The sequence below is a fragment of the Alkalibacterium sp. f15 genome (genome assembly GCF_049389645.1).
Classification (GTDB): Bacteria; Bacillota; Bacilli; order Lactobacillales; family Carnobacteriaceae_A; genus Alkalibacterium.
The window spans coordinates 2,481,357-2,504,638 of sequence record NZ_CP186540.1; the positions used below are offsets into that span (position 1 = coordinate 2,481,357).

The window sequence follows — 23,282 nt, forward strand, 5'->3', positions numbered from 1 at the left end:
TTAGTGCCGGCTCACAGTATTTATGGCCTCGAGCGGGCACAAGGTCAGTTTTAAATGTCCACTCAGGTAGCATCGCTCTGTGAGCGGATAGTAGAGTGGTCAACTAGCATCCACTCATTTCCCAGCTTCTAACGAGCGGGTAGTAATGACCCTCGCTAGTGACCAGTCATCGCGCAGCAGTTGCTCAGTGGTAAGTATAGCCCCTCTCTAGTGACCAGTCACTGGACCATAACGACTGACTGGTCACTAGGGAGCACGACTGGTACCCACCCGTGATTCAATCGCTGATGGGTGGGCATTTAAGGCAAGCTTAGTGACCGCTCAGATGCCAATACTCGTCCAGTAGTTCCTTATAATTTTTGATGTACCCACTCAATGAACAGGAATTCGTCAGTGGGTACTAGATAGCGCTCCGAAAACACTCAACTAATAAAATCCCACCAGCATTTACTTTCTTTCAACAAATTTAGTCATATTTATTCTCTTTGGTAAATATTATTAAGTAAGGAGGGGAAAAGTGATGCACCTATTGAAAACACGTCAGAAATCGCAGTTACTGCACGGTTTACAACTGCTCGATCAACGCATGAACTTATCAGAGTAAGATAAGCAGTACTTATATAATCTGGAAAAAGGCCTTGAAGGAGAGGAACTTTTTGACGCTTATGTCAAAAAGTATCTATATGGAGAGGTGATCATCCTAAACGACTTATTATTATCGATCAAAGGAACCACGATTCAATTGGATACGTTAATGATAACGACAGAAGGTGTCAGGATATATGAAGTGAAAAATTATAAAGGAAACTATCAGATGAAGTCTGGACGCTTAATGACAATAAGCGGACAAGAAATAAGCAATCCTCTGTCTCAACTGAACCGTTCATTGATAAAATTGCATCATTTGTTTGATGAGTGGGCGTTTAGCGAAACCGTTGAAGGAGTTGTTGCGTTCGTTGAGCCCTCGTTTTATCTGTACAACGCCGATCCGGCTGATCCTTTTATTTTTCCTGCTCAACTGGCAGTGCATTTTTCAACGATCAACAAGAAAATGACACGGTTATCCAAGTCTCAGCACTTTTTAGCTGAAAAACTTATCCAAGCGAACCAGACATCAGCATCTTACGAAAAGCGATTACCGATTTACGACTATCATTTATTGAAAAAAGGTCTGACCTGCATGGCGTGTGGTAGTTTTGATTTAACGATTTCTCAAAGAAGCTGTCAGTGTAAGGACTGCTTCATAAAAGTCTCAGTTGATGAAACTCTCATGAAAAACATTAGAGATATAAGGGTATTATTTCCTGAAATGAAACTGACTACATCCTTGGTTTATGATTGGTGCGAACGTGCAATCGTTTTTAAAAGGATACGGCGGATACTTCAGAAAAATTTCACTGTCAAAGGAAAAGCTACAGGGACGTATTACGACTAGTTTAGAACGTGTCGGACAACTCTGCTCATTTTTTGCTCGTTTCGGCAAAATATTGCTGATCTCACCCTCGAACAGCTCTTGAGTAATTAAGACAAAATAACTATGGAAATAGCGAATAGGATTAAAGCCGTTTGATTGGTCATTTTATTATAGAATTAATATAATAAAAGTGGGTCGAGGCAACAGTCTCAGTCCAATACTATACAGGAGGTTATGTTAATGGTAGATGCAAACAAAAAAGTAATCGGTAGTTATTCAACAAAAGAAGAAGCGTTTGATATTGTTGATCGGTTGAATAATGAAGGCATTCCAAAGCAGAATATTTTCTTGTATTTAAATAAAGAAACGGCTAGCACTCTGGGCCATCACGACGCGGTCGAAATCGTGGCTGACAATAGCGATGCGACAAGTCCAGAAGATACGGATAAAAATGATGGTCGTTCAATGTGGGATAAAATAAAAGATACGTTCACTTCAGACATTTATGATTATGAAGATGAACGTAACCGTGATGACTACGATCAGGGAACTGACGTTTTATATCCGTATAGAGATGATATCGCTAATGGCAATGTCGTTGTTGCCGTAGATAGTAAACGCGCTAAGCCAACTGAAGAAGTAGCTTCTGCAGGTAATACGTCAGCAATGCCGTCGGATGTCGGACACTCAGCCGATCCAGGAAATACTTCCGCAATGCCATCGGATGTCGGCCGTTCGGCTGATCCCGAAAATGATCCCTTAACAGAGGGCAGGGAGTTCGACCGTGCAGATGATACCAATGATGGCTTTAAAAAATAAATAATCTTTTCATTTTATTCTATTACCTGCTATTTGTATAGTAGGTAATAGTTTTTTAATACAAATAAACCGTTTATTAAAAAAATGTGTCTATCTTTTCATTTTACTCTTAAAACTGGTAAAATAGGGGAAGTAGAAAATAAGAGGTGACATATGAATTCAGTTAATTTATCAGAACGGCTTCAAGTCGTTGCAGATTATGTTGAAGAGGGTGCAAGACTTGCAGACATAGGATCAGACCATGCCTATTTACCGTGTTACTTGGCACAAAAAAAACACATTGATTTCGCCGTCGCAGGTGAAATCGTTAAAGGGCCATACTTAAATGCAGTTAATGAAGTTTCCAAGCTTCATTTAGAAGAAACTGTCACTGTGCGTCTAGGTGACGGACTACGTGTGTTAAAGGAAGAGGATCGCATAACAACCATCACGATTGCGGGTGTAGGTGGTCCGTTGATCAAGCGGATATTGGAAGAAGGGAAGCAATTAAACAAACGAACCGGGCAGGAAACCCTTATTTTACAGCCCAATGTCAACGAACGAACGGTTCGACAGTACTTAATGCAAGAGTCATATGAAATCGTAGCAGAAACGATTATTGAAGAAAATGATAAAATTTATGAGATCATTAAAGCTGAACCCTGTGAAACAAGACAAGATCTTTCGGAAAGAGACTTGCTGTTCGGTCCTTTTTTACGCAAAGAGAAAGCGCCTGTATTCATAAAAAAATGGTCAAGTGAAGCTCAGAAAACAAACTATATCATAGAACAAATGAAAAAAGCAGATCAAGCGGATAGCGTGAAAATAAGCGAGCTGGAAACACAGTTAGATCTAATCAAGGAGATGATAAAGTGAAGAACGTTATCGTTTCGGATATCGTAAAACAGATCGACCGTTTGGCCCCTCCGGATCTAGCTGAAAGCTGGGACCCTATCGGATTATCATTTGGCGGACTGAATCAAGATGTTAAGCGCGTACTTGTTGCTTTAGACGTTGATAAAAATACGATCAGTGAAGCAAAAAAACACAATATCGATTTGATCCTTACGCACCATCCGGCGATCTTTAGAGCTCAAAAAACATTGAATCAAGAAGATGCCAGAAGAAAAGAGTACATTGATCTGATCAAGTCGGATATTGCCGTTTATTCTGCCCATACCAATTTAGATGCAGCAAAGGGTGGAATGAATGACTGGCTAGCAGATATGATAGACATAGATAAAAACAACCGCGAGATCCTTTCCCTTCGTTTAAACCGCGGTTTCAAAAAAATAGCTGTCTACGTCCCTGATTATGCCGCCGAAAAAGTAAGACAGGCTTTACATCAGGTCGGTGCAGGTCAAATTGGCGATTACAAAGACGTGTCGTATACGCTGGAAGGCTATGGACGCTTCACTCCTCAGGAAGGTTCCAACCCAACTGAAGGAGTCGTTGGAAAGGAAGAAGTCATTCACGAGCAGCGTATTGAAATGATGATCAAAGACGAAGACGTGTTCAGAAGCATTGCGGCATTAAAAGATGCCCATCCATATGAAGTTCCGGTTTTCGATTTATTTACACTGAAAAATCAGGAAGAAGCGTTTGGTTTTGGCCGCGTGGGGACGCTTAAGGAACCTCTCACCACAGAGGAACTTGCCAAAAAAGTGAATCACCTGTTTGACGTTGATGGTGTAAGATACGGCTCTGTCGACCCAGATAAAAAGCACAAAAGAATCGCCATTTTAGGCGGTTCTGGAGAAAAGTATTATCAGGATGCACTCAACAAGAAGGCTACGCTATATATCACTGGCGACATCTCTTATCACGGTGCACAGGACATGCTCAGGGATGGCTTGGACTTTATCGATGCCGGCCATTATATGGAAGCCGTATCAGTTTCCAAGTTAGCTGAGTATCTGAATAACTGTAAAGCAGCACACTCATGGGATATTGAAATACTCGAATCACAAGCTCAAAAAGATGTATTCAACTACTTAAAATAGAGGCGGGATAAAATGTACAACAACTTAGTCGACCGATTTTTAACTTATGTCAAAATCGAAACACAATCTGACAGTAATTCAACCACTGTACCTTCGACACAGACACAAGTCGAATTCGCGAAAATATTGATGAATGATCTTAAGGCGATTGGGATGGAAGAAGTGGAATACAATGATACCAATGGCTTTGTGACGGCGACTCTGTCCGCAAATACGGATAAAGAAGTACCGGTCATTGGGTATATTGCTCACATGGATACTGCAGACTTTAATGCCAAGGGTGTTGATCCACAGATTCATGAGAATTACGACGGTAAAGAAATCATCCTAAATAAAAAGTTAGGTGTAAAGTTGTCACCAAAAGATTTTCCAAATCTGAAAAACTATATTGGTCAGACGTTGATCACAACAGATGGCAAAACGTTACTCGGATCAGATGATAAGTCTGGTATTGTAGAAATCTTTGCTGCTATGGAACATTTAATCAGTCATCCGGAAATCAAACACGGAAAAATACGTGTAGCGTTTGGTCCCGATGAAGAAATCGGTGTGGGTGCAGACATATTTGACGTGGAGCATTTCAATGCTGATTTTGCCTATACGATCGATGGGGGACCGGTTGGAGAGCTGGAGTATGAATGCTTCAATGCCGCGAACGTTAATGTACTGATTCAAGGTAAAAATGTTCATCCAGGAACTGCAAAAGATAAAATGGTCAATGCACTAAGCCTGGCTATCGCTTTTGATGATGCATTACCTAGTCATGAAGTGCCAGAATTGACAGAAGATAGAGAAGGTTTCTTCCATCTAATGGGACTACAAGGTACTGTAGAAGGAGCTAGGATGGCTTACATTATCAGAGACCATGACAGAGAATTGTTCATCAAACGTAAACAATTGATGCGGGACATTGCGATCCGTTTGAATGCACCCTTTGAAGACGAACGCGTAAAAGTAATCATGAAAGATTCTTATTACAATATGCGCGATGTAATTGAAAAAGATATGAGACCGGTGGAATTAGCTGACAAAGCTATGAGGAACTTAGATATTGAACCGGACATAAAACCGATCAGAGGAGGCACAGATGGCTCTAAAATATCATTTATGGGATTACCTACACCAAACATCTTTGCCGGTGGCGAGAATTTCCACGGACGCTATGAATTTGTAGCTGTAGAGAGTATGGAAAGAGCCACGGATGTCTTAATTGAAATCGCTCGTTTAGCAGCAGAATAAGTTTTCAAGAAAGGATAGAGGGCGATAAGGCTTTCTTTCCTTTCTTCTTTTTATGCGATATATTTGATAGAATAAGAATGTTAAAAGAAATCGTCGGCTAATTGAAAGGAATGTTTCCAGATGGGTCTACAGTTTATATTAGGACGTTTACATACAAATAAAAAAGACCACATATATAACCAGCTTGTAGAATGGTCACAAGCAGATAGTGATAATCAAGTGTTTTATCTTGTGCCTGATCATATAAAATTCGAGAGCGAGATGAACATTTTAGAATTTATCAAAGCCAACCAAAGTGGCCAGAGTGATCACTATGCTGGCATGATCAATTTACAAGTGTTCAGTTTCAGTCGTTTAGCTTGGTATTATCTTCAAGATACAGCTATATTCAGTCATTCTCAGCTAACTGAAACAGGTTTATCAATGCTGATACGCAAGATTTTGAAAGAAAAGGAAGAGGATTTAACGATATTTAGAGGCGAAAGCCACCAGCAGGGTTTTGTGGATAAAACCACCACCTTATTTATGGAAATGAGAAATGGCCGTGTCCATCCCGAAGATTTAGAAGAACTCTTTTTAAATCAATGGACAGATGAACATGAGCACAATGATTTGAAATTAAAACTTAAAGATATCAAGCAATTATACGAAGCATTTATGGATCAACTTCTGGGAAAATATATAGAAAAAGAAGATGTCCTGGAAGCATTGATTCAAGAAATCAAAAAAAGAGACATGAGTCGCACACGGATCGTTATTGATAATTTCAATAGTTTTTCTGCCCAAGAACAAGCATTGATTCTTGAACTCATAGAGCAAGCTCAGGAAGTTAAAGTCGCCTTGATTTTAGATAAAAAACATGCGGTAGAACCTCCGGAATTAACGAATTTCTTTTACGAAACAGGTATGACCTATTATCGTTTGTATCAGCAAGCACTTGAAAAAAGACTTCACGTCCAACACGATATCCTACTGAACGAATCAAGCAGCGAACAATGTCTCGAATTGAATACACTTGAGGATTATTGGGTAAACAGCTTTGATTTGTCCCCTAAAAACACTTCAAGTACGTTGCTAGACATGACAAACTGCATCGAAATAAGAGAAGCTGAAAGCAGACAAGCCGAAGTATTGCATACAGCAACTACTATTAAAAGTTTAGTTGCAATAAACAATTACAGGTACAAAGACATCCTCGTGGTCTCGCGTAGGTTAGACGATTACAAACAAATGTTAGAAGCGACCTTTGCTGAGAACAATATCGAATTATTTGTCGATCAAGCGGACCATATGTCAGGACATGCTTTAGTTGAAGCAATACAGAGTCTCTTCCTTATCCGTAAAAGATATTGGCGTTATGATGACATCATGCGTTTTCTTAAAACCGAATTACTCATTCCCTTGACCGACGAAGATATGATACCTAAAGATAATTTAGAGAAGCTGTCCTTTTGGAATGAGAGAACAAAAGTTTGGCGGACGCAATTAGATACGTTGGAAAATGTTGTATTAGCTTATGGGTATGAAGGCAGAGAATGGCTAGACGATAGAGAATGGATCTATGCCCGTTTTCATCTTGAAGAGATGGATGAGCAGCTAGATGCTGACAAACTGATGCAGGCAGAAGCCAACGCAGTAAAAAACAAGATCAGAAAGGTTTTAATTCCTTTCTATGATCAGTTATCTAATATAGAAACCAATCGGGATGCTGCTCGACTCCTTTATCAGTTTCTGGATGATCAAGGTTTCAATACACAATTATTGTATTGGCGAGATCAGGCTATTGAACAAGGATCCTTGGATGAGGCACGTAAACATGAACAAGTGTGGCAAACCTTTATACAGTTATTAGATGAATTCGTTGAGGTTTTGGGCGACGAACCGTGGAATATGGATTCCTTTCTGTCGATTTTAGAAACAGGGTTTGAACAGGCCACATACAGTATTGTGCCACCTAGTATCGACCAGGTGATGTTTACGAACTTCGACAAGTCCCGGATCAATACAAAAAAAGTCGTATTTATTTTAGGCATGACGGATACGCAACTGCCTATGAACCAAGAAAATGACTCGATATTCACAGATGAAGACCGGGAAGCACTCTCCGTTTATTTACCTGACGATAAATATTTGGCCCCAACAACGAGTGGACGTTTAGCTAGCGAGCCTTTTGCGGCCTATGCAGCCTTTATGAATGCTTCAGAAAAACTTATATTCAGTTACCCTGTAAAAAATGATGGGTCTGGAGATAATCAGTTAAGTCCTTATATTGAACGGATCAGTCGTCAATTGAACGTCCCTGTTAAACGAAAACAGGCAGAAGCGAGCACCCTAACCAATGAGCCGCTGGAAACACTGATGACTTATGTGGGTTCCCGTCGAGAAACATTGGGACATCTGGTTAATGTGTTACGAGAAGGCATTGATAAGGAACATCAACCGTCACTTTTCTGGCTGAAACTTTATCAGTCATTGATCAAACAGGCAACGGATACTGAGAAGAAAATTCTTAGTAGTCTGGAATACTCCAATATCCCGATACGACTCGATCGTGATCTGGCTGAAGAATTATACGGTAAAGACTTATACTTATCGGTATCGCAACTCGAGAGTTTTTATTTGGATCCATATAGTCATTTCCTGAGATACGGTTTGAAGTTGAAAGAGCGCTCAGTTCAGGAACTGACCCCGGCAGAAACCGGGACTTTTTTTCATGATGCGTTAGACAGTATATTTAAAACGATCGTTACCCGTGATGTAAAGATAAATGAGCTCACTGACACTGAACTGAACAAATTGACTGATGAAGTCTTGGCCTTGATGTACGAAAAAAATAAATTTCGGTTGCTTTCCATGTCGAACCGAATGAAGTTTATCCGAAAGCAGCTCAGCAATACGATTCGTCAAATGATGTGGGCGATAACTAATCAGTCAAGGCGATCAAGCATGGTCACGCAAAAATCAGAAGTCCTCTTTGGACGTATCGCCGGTAAACAAGGAGTTCCTGGCTTATCTTTTCCTTTAAGTAACGGTGGAAACTTGCATGTCAGGGGTAAAATCGACCGCTTAGATGCTGTTGAAATCGACAATCAATTGTACATCAGCATCGTCGATTATAAATCAGGAGACAAAAAACTTGAATTTGATGAAATATATCATGGTTTGATGATGCAACTACTTACGTACCTGGATACTGCCGTAGAGCATTCAGAAGAATTATTCGGCAAGAAGGCCAAACCCGCGGGTGCCTTTTACGCTCAAGTCAAAAACCCATTACTCGATAGTCGTGCGATTAAAGGCAAAGACTGGCATACTGAAATGTTGAAAGAGTTTAAAATGAAAGGGTTACTACTTAATGAAGAAGACTTGTTACAAAATATAGACAAAACACTGGATAACGGCCTTTCCTCACTTGTGTATCCTTTAAAGAAACTAGTAAAGGGGGAGCTTAGAGGTTCGTTCATTACGCTGGAAGATTTGGAATTGCTTCTGAAGCATCACCGGATCAAGATCAGAGAAGCAGGCAATCTGATTTTGTCAGGCGAGAACCAGCTGGCGCCATTCTATGAGAAGAAAAAATTTACACCTACAACGGTTGGTGGCGAATACCATCCTATTTCTCAGTTCGATGTCTTGCTTCCGAACAATCAGAACTATTACCGAAACTTACCTAAAATTAAAGATCAGGATGAACTGATGCAAAAACTCAAAGAGAAATATCAGATCATTGAACCCAGAAAGGAGGACGATGAAGCATGACAACACTACCTGAAAAGCCTCACAGTTCACAGTTCACTGATCACCAGTGGCAGGCTATACATGATGAAGGTAAAAACCTGCTCGTTTCAGCATCGGCCGGATCAGGGAAAACCACCGTCCTCGTTCAGCGTGTGATCGAAAAAATCAAGAAACAGACTGACATCAATCAGCTGCTCGTCGTGACATATACCAATGCGGCAGCCAGAGAGATGAAGCAACGTATCCAGTTAGCCATCCAAAAAGAAATAAATGAAAATCAAGACGCTGATTTAAAGCATCATCTGATCAGACAGATGCCTCTGCTCGGGCATGCGGATATATCGACGCTGCATTCTTTCTGCCTGAAAGTCATACGTCGTTATTACTATCTGATCGATTTCGATCCGGTTTTCCGATTATTAACGGATGATACGGAGATAACCTTAATGAAAGAGGATGTCTGGGATGAACTGCGTGAAGAACTCTATGGTATTGATGACAGTCTTTTCGAACAACTAGCGACGGCCTATTCAAGCGATAAAAATGATGATGGCGTGACTGATCTAGTCTTGTCATTATACGAATTTTCTCGAGCAAATCCCGATCCTTTGAAGTGGCTGTCTGGACTAAGTCAGATGTATACGGTAGAGGATAATGATCTAGGTCGCAGTTTTGTCTTTCAGCACCTGATAAAAATGCAGTTGCTGAGTACATTGAATAATATCAAAGAATTACTTGAAGATGCAATCGCTATGGGCAATGGTGAAGAAGAACTAAGCAAGACACTTGCTATTTTAGCAGACGATCAGTCACATATCAGTCAAATCGAAACACTTGTTATGGACAACAAACTGAACGATGCTTTTGCCCTGATTGAAAATTTTAGTCACGCGAGATGGTATGCCCCTAACAAGAAAGACACGCCAGAAATCGTTAAAGAAACCGGCAAGGAAATGAAGCCATTCAGAGACAAAGCAAAAGATTTGTATTCAGACATGGTCGCTGACATTTTTGCATTTTCTCCTGATGAACACTTGGATAACATGGCCAAGGTTAAAGTGCTGGTCGAAGAGATGGCTCGAGTGACGACGCTCTTTTATAAACGCTATCAAGCCTTTAAAGCGGATCGAAAAGTCCTGGACTTCAACGACTTGGAACATTTAACCCTAAAAATATTAGCTAATGAAACCGGCGAGGGGAAAGAGCCTTCTGAAGCGGCGAATCATTACCGTCGCCAATTCAAAGAAGTGATGATCGATGAGTACCAAGATATTAATCAGATCCAAGAAGAGATATTGAAATGGGTCACCAAACCCGACCCCAATAAGGGTAATCAGTTTATGGTGGGTGACGTGAAACAGTCCATTTATTCCTTCCGCCTAGCCGATCCAAGTTTGTTTATCGATAAGTATGAGCGCTACGCAACTAAAGAAACTGGCGAACGTATTATATTAGCGGAAAATTTTCGTTCCAGAAAAGAAGTGCTTTCCTTTACCAATTTTATCTTTGATCAGCTGATGGATAAAGAAGTCGGAGATCTGACCTATGATGATTCAGCTAAACTGGTTAATGGTTTTACAGCTTTCCCAGCATCAGACAACTTTCAAACCGATATCCTGTTATACGAATCAAAAGAAGAGGATACAGAAGAAGAGGAAGAGGACGAACCAGCAGCACTTTCCGTATCCTTTCAAATCGATACGAAAACAAAAGGAGAACTCTACATGGTAGCTAACAAAATCCTCGAGATGATGGCCACTGGTTATGAAATATACGACAAAAAAGGCCAAACCATGCGTTTGCTTGAGCTCAAAGACATTGTATTGTTGACTCCTACAAAGAAAAATAATTTAGATATTCAAGATATTTTCAAACAGTTGGGCATACCAACTTCAGTGAAGGATACGCAAAACTATTTCCAAACCACCGAGATAACCATTATGATGTCTATCCTTAAAATCATTGATAATCCAGAGCAGGATATCCCTTTAGCTGCAGTGTTACGGTCACCGATCGTCGGATTAGATGAAGTGGACTTGACGCGTATTCGTATTATGGATAAACAATCCTCCTTCTTTGACGCATTGACTCAGTTCGCTGATAAGGAAGACTGGGAAGATATCAAGAATATAAATCTACAGGTGAAGATTCAAACGTTCTTGGAGTTGCTTGAAAAATGGCGCAAACAGTCACGTAGACAATCCCTTGTTGCTCTCATTTGGATGATCTTTGAAGACACTGGCTTTTTACATTATGTCGGTGGCATGAGCTCTGGAAGACAAAGAAAAGCGAATCTACATGCTTTGTATGAACGGGCGGCGGCGTATGAAAAGACGTCATTCAAAGGTCTGTTCCAGTTTATCCGGTTCATCGAGAAAATGCAGAAAAAAGATAAGGATTTGGCCGAACCGCAAGCTATTTCAGACAGCGAAAATGCTGTTCGAGTCATGACCATACATGCCAGCAAAGGATTGGAGTTCCCGATCGTTTTTGTATTGGATATGACGAAGAAGTTCAATATTAGAGATGCGCAGGGCGCAACGGTTTTTGATGAAGAATACGGGGTAGGCGCGGAATACCGTGATTTGGAATCCCGAGAGAAAAAAACGACATTACCGGAAAAAGCATTGAAATATAAAAAGAAAACCAAACTCTTGTCTGAACAAATGCGTGTGTTGTACGTGGCATTAACGCGAGCAGAACAGAAATTGATATTAGTTGGCTCGTACAAGAATAAGGAAGATGCCTATAAACGTTGGGGACTGGTCGGCGGACACCCGAAACGCGTGCTTCCTGCAGATATGCGTTTGGGTGCTCGAGGGTTTATGGACTGGATCGGTTTCAGTATCATCAGGCACGAACACATGGACGACGAGCGAATCATCGAGGCGCAAAATGCAGCGATTCATCACTACGACACTTCCTTTGATGTTCAGTTTTATAATCAGGAAGAACTGGAGGACGCGCTGCTGTCTCATCAAAAGTCTGACACAACCGAGTGGTATCCGAAATTGAAAGAAGGAACCTTGAGTGCACAGGCGGACAATGGGGTCAAAGAAGCAGTGAAAGATGCCATTGAATTAATGAATAAACCTTACGCTTATCAGATTGCAACTCAAACAACCAGTTATCAGTCGGTTTCAGAAATCAAGCGTTTGTTTGAAGAACCTGATGATGGTCAAATGGTCAAAATCGATGTCACCAAACCAAGACAGGTCAATAGGTATGTCGAGGATCAGCTAAGTCGACCATCCTTTATTCAAGAGGATCTCAAGCCGACACCCGCTGAAGTAGGTAAGGCCACACACTTGGTTCTGCAAACGCTCGATTTAAACGAGACACCTACGAACGAATCAGTCAAAGCATTGGTTGCTCATCTCGTTGACGAAAAGGTATTTACGGAAGAACTGGCTGGTCTTATTCGTATAGACGAGATCCTCAACTTCTTTGAAACATCCTTTGGTGCCTATATTATTGATCATGCACCCTTCATGAAAAGAGAAGTCCCTTTCTCATTGCTCATGGAAGCGAAAGATATATTCAATGATATGGAAACCGTTGATGATCACGTGTTGATTCACGGGATCATTGACGGGTATATCGAACAAGCAGACGGCATTGTTCTGTTTGACTATAAAACGGACCGTGTGTCTCACTTGGGAGAGCGAGCAGGGGATGACATGCTGAATAAATACCGTGGCCAGCTGACTCTCTATAAACGAGCTTTGGAATCGATCCTCAATAAACCTGTTATAGCATCACATCTGGTCATGCTTGATGTCAGTGAGACGGTGCAGGTAGGCTAATGTTGATCTTTAACTCTCAGATTGGCTCTAACAACAATTATTATTGAAAGAACAGAGGAACAACTCAATTTATAATGAGTTGTTCCTCTGTTCTTTGTTTTATACCGACAATAGGTAAGTTATTGGCATGATTCGGTTCCTTCTTTTGATGGAATGAGCATTATCGGGGCCTGATAACCGTTACTCGTCGCGCTGAATGGGTTTGAGTTCCTCTTATAAAGCCCTATAACCACAACTCGCAGTGCTGAATGGGGTTGAGTTCATCTTATAAGGCCCTATAACCACAACTCGCAGTGCCGAATTGATTTGAGTTCCTCTTATAAAGCCCTATAACCATAACTCGCAGCGCTAAATTGATTTGAGTTCCTCTTATAAAGCCCTATAACCACAACTCGTCGCGCTAAATGGGTTTGAGTTACCCTTATATAAGCATAAAGCACTACAAGGCTCTCTTAAAATGTATGAATAGGCGGGCACGCCTATTCAAGACCTATCTGATCAATTGGCAAGATTTCTTACATGAAAAAAAGGCCGAGACAAAAGTCTCAGCCTTCAGATTACATTTAGTCAAAACTGTATTGAGCAGTTTCAGAATAAGAGTTACCGGCATTCCAAAGTAGGAATTCGTTGACACCATATTCGTTGAGTGCGCGAATCTGATCTTCGACTTCTTGGGCACCGTATCGTTTATACCATCCGGAGCCTAGATAGGAAGCGGTAAAGTCTTGAATCCAGGGACGTGAAACGGGTGCATTCTCGCCCAAGTTGCCCAAGACTTCATTTTCATACTCCATGTATCTGGCAACCACATTATAGGGTTCCAAGTCTGGTTTGGCGATTCCTAGCGAACCGGGTCCCCAGTGACTTGGATAAATCATTGATGAAATGACATCGACATTCTCGGAAATACGAGAGAAGTTTTGACCGATACCCGGCGCTTCTTCAATCGTTGCTGCGTATCCGAATATATCAACGGAAACGTCTACGTCAAAAGGTTGGAGCTCACGGCGTGCATAGGCTACAAAATCAGTAACTGCTTCAACGCGCAGCTGCACGTTGTCGAGATCGCTACCCTCGTAGTCTTCACGTGAATAAATGACATCTTCATCACGGAGTTCAAAACCTTCAGGGAAACGAACATAGTCGAATTGAATATCTTTGAAACCTAGTTTAGCTGCTTGTTTTGCGACTTCAATGTTGTAGTCCCAAACTTCTTTCATAAACGGATTAACGAAAGCATGACCTGCTCGGTTAGTCCATACAGAACCATCAGGGTGTGTAAAGGATAAGTCCGGACGTTCTTCGGCTAAGTTGTTATCTTTAAAAACCACGATACGAGCGATAGGGTAGATGCCGTTTTCTTCTAATTGAGGCATCAACTGCTCCGGATCGACCCAATTTCTAGTGTTTTCAGTGATCAATTCATGATCCGAATCGATTGGCATCGTGATGTCACCATAATCGTCTTTGACATCAATGACCATTGAATTCAGTTCTGTGCGATTCATTAAATCTATTAGGCTCTCCATACGTGAGCCACCAGCAGAATTTGCTGTCAGGAAAATACCTTTAACGCCGTCTTCCGGATAAGGAATATCTACGCCGCTGTCATACTTGAATTGACTGGGAAATGTTTCGGGAATCATCAAAAGTGGCTCTGAACTCATGGTTAAGTAGGTTGTTTCGACTTGCTGGTCTTCTGTTGTTGTTTCAGCCTCTACACTAGTGCTTCCTAAAGCACTAACTGACAGAAGTGCGGCTGAGCAGAAGAGGGTCTGTTTAAATTTTTTCATCATTCGCTAACATCCTCACTTTCTAATTCATTGGATAGGATCAAATCTGGATCTAATAATTCAAAATCATTGTCTCTTAAGCCGTCAATAATTGCAGGGACTGCTTTTGCGGTCCATTCACGGTCATGCATAAGTAAATTAGAGCCCGGTACAAGTAGATTGGTATTGATCATGATGTCCGTCAAAGCTTCCGGATCTCTATACGCGTCTTCCCAATCATAACCGTATGTCCAGTTCATCAAAGCCATGCCTTCATCTAGAACGACTTGTTTGGAATGGTCAGTATTTTGTCCGAAGGGTGCTCTAAAGAAGCGCGGACGTATACCGATGATTTCTTCAACCAAATCGTTGGTTGTGATGATTTCTTCTGTTTGTTTTTCTTCAGAAATAGAAGGCAGGCTCGCGTGAGTGTGCGTATGATTACCTATTGTAAATCCCATTTCGTGAACTTCAGTTAAAATGGCTTTGCCTTCGTCATCTTCAAGATACATGCTATTGACAAAGAAGATTGCCGGTGCATCTTTTTCAGCCAAAGACTGAGCGATTTTCAACGTGTGTCCGTTGGGACCATCGTCGAACGTCAATAGGGCCACTTGCTTGTTGGCTTCTTTACCGTCGATCACGTTGATATAGGCTAAATTGTCACTCACTTCGTATAAGTACTCTATAGATTCGGCCACATCGGCTTCTTCTTCAACATCCTCTTCCAATTCATCCGTTTCTTCATCAGAGGAGTCAGTCGTTTCTTCCTGATTGGTCACTTCTGAATCCTGGCTCGTTTCATTATTCTCGGTTTCAAGAGTTTCTTCACTATCTGCTGCTTCACACGCAGTAAGCAGGAGCGTGGAAGCAAGTAGGGTAGATAGAATCATTTTTTTCATGCTAATACTCCTTTATTCTTCTTCGCTTAGTTGTGCGTCAATAGAGGACTGTAACGTTGACAGCTGGCCATTGATTGCAATCAAGGCTCCATCTATTTCCGGAAACATCTGTAACAGTGTTACACGTTCGTCGTTGATTTGATCGATGCCTTCGACAAAATCATCATAGGTAGCATTCTCATCCGCTAAGCCTGTGAAATAGTCGCGCTGATTGTCCAAACTCGTTTTATAATTGTCGATGTAACTGGAGAGGTGTGTGTTGAAATCGCTGACTGAATCGTTAACTGCATTGACCTCTTCATGATCGAGAAGTTCGCCATCGTAACTCGTCAGTGTTTCCTGGTGTTCTTCAAATTCACTTTGCTTGTTTTCCAGCTCTATCACAATTTCTTCTCTGGAAGCAATGTTTTCAAAGACAGACGAAGATTCATCCCCTAAAGTTGCCAAGTCATCATCCGTTTCCATTGTTTCGTCAAAATGACTTTGTAAATCTGCTTCTGACATGACCAATTGGTTGAATGTCTCAACCGTTTCGCCTTTGATGCGGTCAATCTCAATTGTAGCGTCTTGCACATCATCTAAATTTTCCGAATCACAACCAGCTAACAACAAAGGTACAGCTGAGAGTGAAACTAGTGCCCACTTTCTAATAATCATATCTTATCTCCTTTAAAAGTATAACTTTAGTATTTTGGTATCTTGTAGAGTATATCAAAAAGCATTTGTATTTAAAATGCTTTTGTTCATATATTGTTAATTATTTAGTGATTTCGTGAAAGAGACTCGTATAGATCAGTCAAAATATAATATTAAAATTAAATCAAGGTAGGTTTTAGCTGAAAAATATTGTACAATAACAATAAGGCTTAAATACTAAGGAGTTATATATGTTATTATATTATATCATTGCACTGATTATTATCGGCATCGACCAGTTAACAAAATATCTGACGGTCGCAAATATCCCTTTACATGAAACGCGTGAAGTGATTCCTTCGATACTTTCGTTTACGTATCATCAAAACACAGGAGCGGCGTGGAGTATACTAGAAGGCCAGATGATTTTCTTTTATATTGTGACGCTTATTGTGGTAGGGGTCATCATTTATTATTTGCACAGTTACGGGAAGAACGATAAACTCTTTGCTTTTTCATTGAGTTTGATCCTGGGTGGTGCCATTGGTAACTTCATCGACAGACTGATTCATCAGTTCGTCGTGGATATGGTACGATTGGAATTTATTGATTTCCCAATATTTAATGTTGCCGATATGGCGCTAACTGTTGGTGTAGGCTTAATGATTTTATACTTAATCCTTGATGAATGGAAAGAATACAAGCAAAAGAAAGTTGGAACGAACTAAAATGGATCATACAAAAATATTTCATGTCTCGAACGAAAAAGGTCGTCTCGATAAATTTATAAGCGATAAACTGAACGAAAATTCACGCAATCAAGTCCAGTTATGGATCAAAGAGGGCATGGTCACGGTGAATGAGGAAGAATCTAAAGCAAATTACAAGGTTCAAACAGGCGACGTTATTCACGTCACAATAAAAGAACCCGAAGAAATCGATGCGCTACCTGAAGATATCGCGATAGAAATCGTTTACGAAGATGCCGATGTTGTAGTTATCAACAAGCCCCAAGGCATGGTCGTTCACCCATCTATTGGTCACGCAGGTGGAACACTGGTCAATGCTTTACTTTTTCACGTCAAAGATCTTTCCGGAATCAACGGGAAAATAAGACCTGGTATTGTGCACCGAATCGATAAAGATACTTCAGGCTTACTGATGGTCGCGAAAAATGATTTAGCTCATGAAAAATTGGCTGAACAATTACAGGAAAAAACAGCCACACGGGAATATATCGCACTGGTTCATGGCATTATTGAAAATGACAAAGGAACTATCGATGCACCGATCGGACGCGATCCAAAAAATCGCAAGAAATTTAAAGTTGTACAAGGCGGCAAAGAATCCGTGACGCATTTTGAAGTAATTGAACGCTTCAGTGAGTACACTTTGCTACGCTTGAATTTAGAAACAGGACGCACGCACCAGATCAGAGTGCATTTAGAATACATCGGTTTCCGTATGGCAGGCGATCCATTATACGGACCTAGAAAAACATTGGATGGTGAGGGACAATACCTACATGCAGCATCATTATCTTTTGTACACCCTAGAACCGGAGAACGCCTGACTTTCAACGCACCATTACCGGATTATTTTAACGAAACCCTTGACTGGGTAAGACAACGTTAAAAAAGCGAAAGGAGCTTAATCGATGTCAAAAATTGTATCAATTTTAGATGATGTGGCTTTAAACCGTGCGCTCACACGTATCTCCTACGAGATTATCGAGCGAAACAAAGGGACTGATAACCTCGTCTTGGCAGGTATCAAAACACGTGGGGTTTTTATTGCCCGACGCCTCGCTGAAAAAATTGAAGAAATCGAGGGGAAATCGGTTCCGGTAGGTGAACTGGATATCACCCTCTACCGTGATGACCGTCATTTCCCTGATGAAGTGGATGACCCCGAAGTAAAAGGTCAAGACTTTCCAGTCGATGTTAAAGGAAAAGTCGTGATCTTAGTTGATGATGTTATTTATACTGGACGTACAATTCGTGCAGCTATGGATGCGGTAATCGACTTGGGACGTCCTGAGAAAATCATGGTTGCTTCCTTAACGGATAGAGGACACCGAGAGATTCCCATCAAAGCAGACTTTATTGGTAAAAACATTCCGACTTCCAAACAAGAACAAGTGAAAGTTTCAATGAAAGAAAAAGACGGCAAAGATGCTGTTGAAATCATCAAACCCGATTAACTTAAAAAGATGCAAAAAAGAGATGATCTCTTTTTTGCATCTTTTACTTTTTATTCGGTTATTTCATACGCATGAACATAAATACGTCCATCATCCACCGTGTAATTACATGATATCAGGGTCAGCAACTTTTGATCCGGATCAAATTCTGATTCTATCGGGAAATATGAGGCTTCTTTCAAATCTTCATAATAGGCTTCCAAATCATTTCCTTTGAAAGATGTCCGGATATAACCCGCATCAGCAGGTGAGACATGCACGGAAAAGATCTGATACTTACGTTTTGTATAAGGGTCCTGGAATTCGATCGTTGAGTTACCGGCAGTATATTCTTCAGATAAATACTTATCCAAGTCGGCAAACATCAAGCCGCTCTTGGTGTAATGCCCGTAGAGGATGGTATGATCATCAAGGCCCATTCCGACATTTCGGTAATCCATGAATATGGCTCCCAAAATATGTTCTTCCTTATAAAAATCATGTTCCAAATAGAACTCATTATCCTGACCTCTAACTACCGGATAGTCAATAGCCGTATCAGCCATTTCGATCCAGCCTACATAATCCGAATTTAGTGAATAGTATTCAGCAGAAGGGTTAGATAAAAAGGTGAATGCGTCTGATTCTTCTTCATCCATATCAGCAGCGGGCTCAGTAATTACACTATCCTTTGAATAAAACGATGCTTCGTCTATTTGTACGTCGTCGGTTGATGTTGAAAGAGGAGGGACCTCGGCAGTCGAAGATTGTTCGACAGTTGAACGCACGACAGCGTTCAATTGCAGTAAAAAAGCTGTGGCCAGTCCTAAAAGTAATAATTTCCTCTTCATTGGCTTCCCTCCTTAAAAAATCACTAAATCGAGGTGTTAATAATTGACTAATTCATCTCTTACACTTATTATATACATGTAAAGTTGAGTAATCAATTTTACCATCTTATTAATAAAGGAGAGATACACTATGTCAAAAATGGTCAAAGTTTTTCTGTCGTTTATTACTGCCTTTGCACTCACATTAGCTCTAGCCCCAACCGCATTCGCTGAGGAACACGAGGAACCTTCTCAAGACATTGTTGAAATCGCTTTAGGAAATGATGATTTCAGTATTTTAGTATCCGCATTACAACGTGCTGAACTAGTTGAAACATTGCAAGGTGAGGGTCCATTTACAGTATTTGCTCCTACAAATCAAGCTTTTGCAGATCTACTGGAAGCATTAGATATCACTGCAGAAGAATTATTAGCTCAACCTGATTTGGCGAAAGTCTTAACTTACCATGTAGTTCCCGGTAAAGTATTAGCTGGAGACTTAACTGATGGTATGGAAGCTGAAACAGTGAACGGTGAGATGGTAACATTTGATTTAAGTGGAGACCCTATGGTCAATGACTCAATGATCGTCGATACAGATATCGAAGCTACAAATGGTGTCATCCATGTTATCGATACCGTCCTTGTACCTTCAGACTTTACTCTACAAGAAGTAGACATGGAAGAAGAAGATGTACCTGAAACAGGAATCGAAACAAATTCAGCATTGTTGATCGGAATGCTAATGACAGGTGCTGCTTTGATCTTCGTCATGGTAAAACCTCTTAAACAAAAATAAACATTTAAATAGATCAGAACAGCGTCAAGCAGTATTCGAGCGGAGAACCACTTGAATACTGCTTTTTTACGTTCTTAAAGACTGATATGAAATTGAATGTAAATATTGCTAAAATCATTAATCTCTTCCGTATTGGTTTCCCTCTTTTTTTTTTTTTTAAAACGGAGTATTAATACTTGACTAGTAAATCATATACACTTATTATAAATAAGTAACGTCGAGTAATCGATTTTACCATCTTATCAATAAGGGAGAGATACACCATGTCCAAAATGGTCAAAGTTTTTCTGTCGTTTATTACCGCATTCGCTCTCACAGTCGCCCTAGCCCCAACCGCATTCGCTGATAGTCACGTAGGAGAAGAACCTTCTCAAGACATTGTTGAAATCGCTTTAGGAAATGATGATTTTAGTATTTTAGTATCCGCACTACAACGTGCTGAACTAGTTGAAACATTGCAAGGTGAGGGTCCATTTACAGTATTCGCACCTACAAATCAAGCTTTTGCAGATCTACTGGAAGCATTAGATATCACTGCAGAAGAGTTATTAGCTCAACCTGATTTGGCGAAAGTCTTAACTTACCATGTAGTACCAGGTAAAGTATTGGCTGGAGATTTAACTGATGGTATGGAAGCTGAAACAGTGAACGGTGAGATGGTAACATTTGATTTAAGTGGAGACCCTATGGTCAATGATTCAATGATCGTCGACACAGACATCGAAGCTACAAATGGTGTCATCCATGTTATCGATACTGTCCTTGTACCTTCAGACTTCACTCTACAAGAAGTAGACATGGAAGAAACTGATGTACCTGAAACAGGAATCGAAACAAACTCAGTATTATTGATCGGAATGCTAATGACAGGTGCTGCCTTGATTTTCGTCATGGTAAAACCTCTTAAACAAAAATAATCATTTAACTAAATCATAACAGCGTCAAGCAGTGTTCGAGCGGAAATCCACTTGAATACTGTTTTTTTGTTCTTGAAAACTAATCTGAATTTTTAAATGGCTATTAAAGTTGAATTCAGGTACAGTTAGCCTCACTCGCCAGGATTTCTTCCTGAGCATGCCGAAGTCGGGCCTACTTAGTACCACTCAACGGGATTTCTTCCTGAGCATGCCGAAGTTGGGTCTACTTAGTACCACTCAACGGGATTTCTCCTGAGCATGCCGAAGTTGGGCCTACTTAGTACCACTCAACGGGATTTTCTCCTGAGCATACCGAAGTTGGGCCTACTTAGCACCACTCAACGGGATTTCCTCCTGGGCATGCCAAAGTTTGGTCTACTTACTACCACTCAACGTTTCAAGGTGGTAGAGGTGGTAGAAGTAGAAAAAAGCCGTGTTCAAGTTTTTCACTTGAACACGGCTTTTCCTATTTTGTATTTTGCTTCAATTCTCTTATTTTTTCATCACTCGGTGTCACAAAGTAGGTCGTTTGGCCTTCATAGATTACATAGCCAGGTTTTGCGCCTTTTGGTTTTTTGATGCGTTTCACTTGAACGACGTCGACCGGTACGGAAGCAGATAAGCGGTACTTACTGTAGTGAGCAGCCAGCGTACACGCTTCTTCCAGTGTTTGTTCTGAAGGATCGTCGTCTTCTATAATCACGTGTGAGCCGGGAATGTCTTTGGCGTGGGCCCACCAGTGTGTTTTGCGCGCTTTCTTAAGCGTCAGTTCATCGTTTTGTGTATTGTTTTTTCCTACTAAAATACTCACGCCATCTGAAGAAACAAAAGCCTCAGGCTGAGATTTTTTGTTCTTTTTATTGCGATTCTTTTTACCTTTTTTCTTCAGATATTCGCCATCTCTCAGTTCCTCGCGAATGTCTTCGATATCAGAAACGGAAGCGATGGATAATTGCGTAAGCAGCGTGTCAAAATAATTCAATTCGTGTCGTGTCGATTTTAGTTGTTTGGTTAAATGGATCTCGGCACTCTTAAGTTTTTGGTAACGTGAGAAATAATACTGTGCATTTTCAGCGGGTGATTTTTGTGGATTCAGGCTAATTTCCAATGATTCATCTTCAGCATAGAAGTTGGGTAGCGTGATCGATTCATCGCCCTGATTCACTTCATGCAAGTAAGCTGTCAGGACTTCGCCTTTCACTTTATACTCATCTCTTTTTTCAGTATCTTTTAGTTCTTTTTTCAGTTTTTGGATTTTTTTCTTGTTCTTCTGGTATAAATTTTTGACCAGATGACTCAAATCATTGGATTGCTGATTGACGCGGTCACGCTCAGCTTTGTTCTGATAATAACGATCCATCAAAATACTTAACGAGTCAAACGATTGCGTTTCTCCTTTTAGATGTTCAAAGGGTAGAGGAGAGAAAAATTCTTTTTGATCGTCTTTCGTCAGTGTAGGTTCTAATTTACCTGTTTTAAAAGGTGCCATAAAATGTTGAAAAACAGCTTTGGGTGAATCATCTGTGCGTGCTTCCATTCGGTAAGCCAGTTCTAAAGCTGAATCTTTCCCAAATCCTTGAAACGTCTGTTGGATCCATTTGACTTTATCAGTATAAGACAAGTCGGATACTGGGAACGGACCATCATAATCAAAGGGGTTTTTCCTGTCTTGACTCGGTGCTTCAATATAAGTCGCACCTGGAAGTAGGGTACGATAGGTATTTTGGCTAGCCGGCACATGTCTAATGGCATCCACCAATCTGTTATCTTCCTTATTGATCAATAAAACATTGCTGTGTCTGCCCATAATTTCAACTATGAGTGAGAGATATTCTGTATCGCCTAATTCATTGCGTCGATTAAATGAAAAGGTCAAGATACGATCGTTTTCTTTTTGTTCAATCGACTCGATGATTGCGCCATCCAAGTACTTGCGTAATACCATGCAGTAATTGGGCGCCTGGGCTGGATTGTCAAAAGGTATATCCGTTAACTGCACCCGTGCGTATTGTGGATGTGCAGAAAGCAGTAACGATTTATTTTTTCGGTTGGCACGAATACGTAAAATCACTTCGTTTTCAAAAGGCTGCTGTATTTTGGTGATACGGCCACCGATGATTTCATTTTCTAATTCATCTCTTAAACCGTGGACAAATAGGCCATCAAAAGACATTTAAAGTCACTCCAATCTATAAAAAACTCTTTATTAGTATAGCATTAAAAAAGTCTGGTACCAACTTCCATAT

The 23,282-nt window shown here is 40.6% G+C and carries 17 protein-coding genes; 12 read left to right on the forward strand and 5 right to left on the reverse strand.

Annotation, left to right across the window (positions count from 1 at the left end; translation table 11 throughout):
* Window positions 1-625 precede the first annotated feature (625 nt).
* From ACO1PF_RS11670 to addA, 7 genes are all read left to right on the forward strand, one after another.
* A complete protein-coding gene (locus ACO1PF_RS11670; RefSeq protein ID WP_423190555.1) occupies window positions 626-1,435 on the forward strand; it encodes a nuclease-related domain-containing protein in 810 nt (269 codons plus the stop codon).
* Between the two features lie 219 nt (window positions 1,436-1,654).
* A complete protein-coding gene (locus tag ACO1PF_RS11675; protein ID WP_423189231.1) occupies window positions 1,655-2,233 on the forward strand; it encodes a hypothetical protein in 579 nt (192 codons plus the stop codon).
* Window positions 2,234-2,386: 153 nt separating this feature from the next.
* Complete coding sequence (locus ACO1PF_RS11680) at window positions 2,387-3,088, forward strand: tRNA (adenine(22)-N(1))-methyltransferase (RefSeq protein ID WP_423189232.1); 702 nt, start codon at window positions 2,387-2,389, stop codon at window positions 3,086-3,088.
* On the forward strand, window positions 3,085-4,215 hold the full coding sequence (locus ACO1PF_RS11685) for a Nif3-like dinuclear metal center hexameric protein (protein ID WP_423189233.1): 1,131 nt from the start codon (window positions 3,085-3,087) through the stop codon (window positions 4,213-4,215). The genes ACO1PF_RS11680 and ACO1PF_RS11685 overlap by 4 nt, the downstream gene beginning before the upstream one ends.
* A 12-nt stretch (window positions 4,216-4,227) precedes the next feature.
* On the forward strand, window positions 4,228-5,454 hold the full coding sequence (gene pepT, locus ACO1PF_RS11690) for a peptidase T (protein WP_423189234.1): 1,227 nt from the start codon (window positions 4,228-4,230) through the stop codon (window positions 5,452-5,454).
* A 120-nt stretch (window positions 5,455-5,574) separates the two neighbouring features.
* Window positions 5,575-9,213, forward strand: coding sequence for a PD-(D/E)XK nuclease family protein (locus tag ACO1PF_RS11695; protein ID WP_423189235.1), 3,639 nt, complete (start codon window positions 5,575-5,577; stop codon window positions 9,211-9,213).
* Window positions 9,210-12,998: a helicase-exonuclease AddAB subunit AddA gene (gene addA, locus ACO1PF_RS11700; RefSeq protein WP_423189236.1), complete on the forward strand. Its 3,789-nt coding sequence runs from the start codon at window positions 9,210-9,212 to the stop codon at window positions 12,996-12,998. The genes ACO1PF_RS11695 and addA overlap by 4 nt, the downstream gene beginning before the upstream one ends.
* Window positions 12,999-13,561: 563 nt before the next feature.
* On the opposite strand, the gene ACO1PF_RS11705 is transcribed toward addA, so the two are convergent.
* From ACO1PF_RS11705 to ACO1PF_RS11715, 3 genes are read right to left on the reverse strand one after another with little or no spacing between them, the layout of a single operon-like run.
* Window positions 13,562-14,794: a putative glycoside hydrolase gene (locus ACO1PF_RS11705; RefSeq protein WP_423189237.1), complete on the reverse strand. Its 1,233-nt coding sequence runs from the start codon at window positions 14,792-14,794 to the stop codon at window positions 13,562-13,564.
* On the reverse strand, window positions 14,791-15,672 hold the full coding sequence (locus ACO1PF_RS11710) for a polysaccharide deacetylase family protein (protein WP_423189238.1): 882 nt from the start codon (window positions 15,670-15,672) through the stop codon (window positions 14,791-14,793). The genes ACO1PF_RS11705 and ACO1PF_RS11710 overlap by 4 nt, the downstream gene beginning before the upstream one ends.
* Before the next feature lie 12 nt (window positions 15,673-15,684).
* A complete protein-coding gene (locus ACO1PF_RS11715; protein WP_423189239.1) occupies window positions 15,685-16,329 on the reverse strand; it encodes a YkyA family protein in 645 nt (214 codons plus the stop codon).
* Between the two features lie 230 nt (window positions 16,330-16,559).
* Here ACO1PF_RS11715 and lspA point away from each other — a divergent pair, with 230 nt between their 5' ends.
* From lspA to pyrR, 3 genes are read left to right on the forward strand one after another with little or no spacing between them, the layout of a single operon-like run.
* Window positions 16,560-17,036: a signal peptidase II gene (gene lspA, locus ACO1PF_RS11720; RefSeq protein WP_423189240.1), complete on the forward strand. Its 477-nt coding sequence runs from the start codon at window positions 16,560-16,562 to the stop codon at window positions 17,034-17,036.
* Window position 17,037: 1 nt separating this feature from the next.
* Complete coding sequence (locus ACO1PF_RS11725) at window positions 17,038-17,943, forward strand: RluA family pseudouridine synthase (RefSeq protein WP_423189241.1); 906 nt, start codon at window positions 17,038-17,040, stop codon at window positions 17,941-17,943.
* A gap of 22 nt (window positions 17,944-17,965) precedes the next feature.
* Window positions 17,966-18,511 (forward strand): bifunctional pyr operon transcriptional regulator/uracil phosphoribosyltransferase PyrR, encoded by a 546-nt coding sequence (gene pyrR, locus ACO1PF_RS11730; protein WP_423189242.1) that lies wholly within the window; start codon window positions 17,966-17,968, stop codon window positions 18,509-18,511.
* Window positions 18,512-18,561: 50 nt separating this feature from the next.
* On the opposite strand, the gene srtB is transcribed toward pyrR, so the two are convergent.
* Window positions 18,562-19,341 (reverse strand): class B sortase, encoded by a 780-nt coding sequence (gene srtB / locus ACO1PF_RS11735; RefSeq protein ID WP_423189243.1) that lies wholly within the window; start codon window positions 19,339-19,341, stop codon window positions 18,562-18,564.
* A 130-nt stretch (window positions 19,342-19,471) separates the two neighbouring features.
* On the opposite strand from srtB, the gene ACO1PF_RS11740 reads away from it, so the two are divergent.
* Window positions 19,472-20,119, forward strand: a complete 648-nt coding sequence (locus ACO1PF_RS11740) for a fasciclin domain-containing protein (RefSeq protein ID WP_423189244.1) — start codon at window positions 19,472-19,474, stop codon at window positions 20,117-20,119.
* Window positions 20,120-20,382: 263 nt separating this feature from the next.
* Window positions 20,383-21,036: a fasciclin domain-containing protein gene (locus ACO1PF_RS11745; protein ID WP_423189245.1), complete on the forward strand. Its 654-nt coding sequence runs from the start codon at window positions 20,383-20,385 to the stop codon at window positions 21,034-21,036.
* A 466-nt stretch (window positions 21,037-21,502) separates the two neighbouring features.
* On the opposite strand, the gene ACO1PF_RS11750 is transcribed toward ACO1PF_RS11745, so the two are convergent.
* Window positions 21,503-23,209 carry an Rqc2 family fibronectin-binding protein gene (locus ACO1PF_RS11750; RefSeq protein ID WP_423189246.1) on the reverse strand — a complete coding sequence of 569 codons (1,707 nt, stop codon included), beginning with the start codon at window positions 23,207-23,209 and terminating at the stop codon, window positions 21,503-21,505.
* Between the last annotated feature and the right edge of the window lie 73 nt (window positions 23,210-23,282).

What these genes read in the sequence shown, in the direction of transcription:
- ACO1PF_RS11675 (WP_423189231.1), top strand. Translation starts at nt 1,655, where the DNA reads ATGGTAGATGCAAACAAAAAAGTAATCGGTAGTTATTCAACAAAAGAA.
- ACO1PF_RS11680 (WP_423189232.1), top strand. Translation starts at nt 2,387, where the DNA reads ATGAATTCAGTTAATTTATCAGAACGGCTTCAAGTCGTTGCAGATTAT.
- pepT (WP_423189234.1), top strand. Translation starts at nt 4,228, where the DNA reads ATGTACAACAACTTAGTCGACCGATTTTTAACTTATGTCAAAATCGAA.
- ACO1PF_RS11695 (WP_423189235.1), top strand. Translation starts at nt 5,575, where the DNA reads ATGGGTCTACAGTTTATATTAGGACGTTTACATACAAATAAAAAAGAC.
- addA (WP_423189236.1), top strand. Translation starts at nt 9,210, where the DNA reads ATGACAACACTACCTGAAAAGCCTCACAGTTCACAGTTCACTGATCAC.
- ACO1PF_RS11705 (WP_423189237.1), bottom strand. Translation starts at nt 14,794, where the DNA reads ATGATGAAAAAATTTAAACAGACCCTCTTCTGCTCAGCCGCACTTCTG.
- ACO1PF_RS11710 (WP_423189238.1), bottom strand. Translation starts at nt 15,672, where the DNA reads ATGAAAAAAATGATTCTATCTACCCTACTTGCTTCCACGCTCCTGCTT.
- ACO1PF_RS11715 (WP_423189239.1), bottom strand. Translation starts at nt 16,329, where the DNA reads ATGATTATTAGAAAGTGGGCACTAGTTTCACTCTCAGCTGTACCTTTG.
- lspA (WP_423189240.1), top strand. Translation starts at nt 16,560, where the DNA reads ATGTTATTATATTATATCATTGCACTGATTATTATCGGCATCGACCAG.
- ACO1PF_RS11725 (WP_423189241.1), top strand. Translation starts at nt 17,038, where the DNA reads ATGGATCATACAAAAATATTTCATGTCTCGAACGAAAAAGGTCGTCTC.
- pyrR (WP_423189242.1), top strand. Translation starts at nt 17,966, where the DNA reads ATGTCAAAAATTGTATCAATTTTAGATGATGTGGCTTTAAACCGTGCG.
- srtB (WP_423189243.1), bottom strand. Translation starts at nt 19,341, where the DNA reads ATGAAGAGGAAATTATTACTTTTAGGACTGGCCACAGCTTTTTTACTG.
- ACO1PF_RS11740 (WP_423189244.1), top strand. Translation starts at nt 19,472, where the DNA reads ATGTCAAAAATGGTCAAAGTTTTTCTGTCGTTTATTACTGCCTTTGCA.
- ACO1PF_RS11745 (WP_423189245.1), top strand. Translation starts at nt 20,383, where the DNA reads ATGTCCAAAATGGTCAAAGTTTTTCTGTCGTTTATTACCGCATTCGCT.
- ACO1PF_RS11750 (WP_423189246.1), bottom strand. Translation starts at nt 23,209, where the DNA reads ATGTCTTTTGATGGCCTATTTGTCCACGGTTTAAGAGATGAATTAGAA.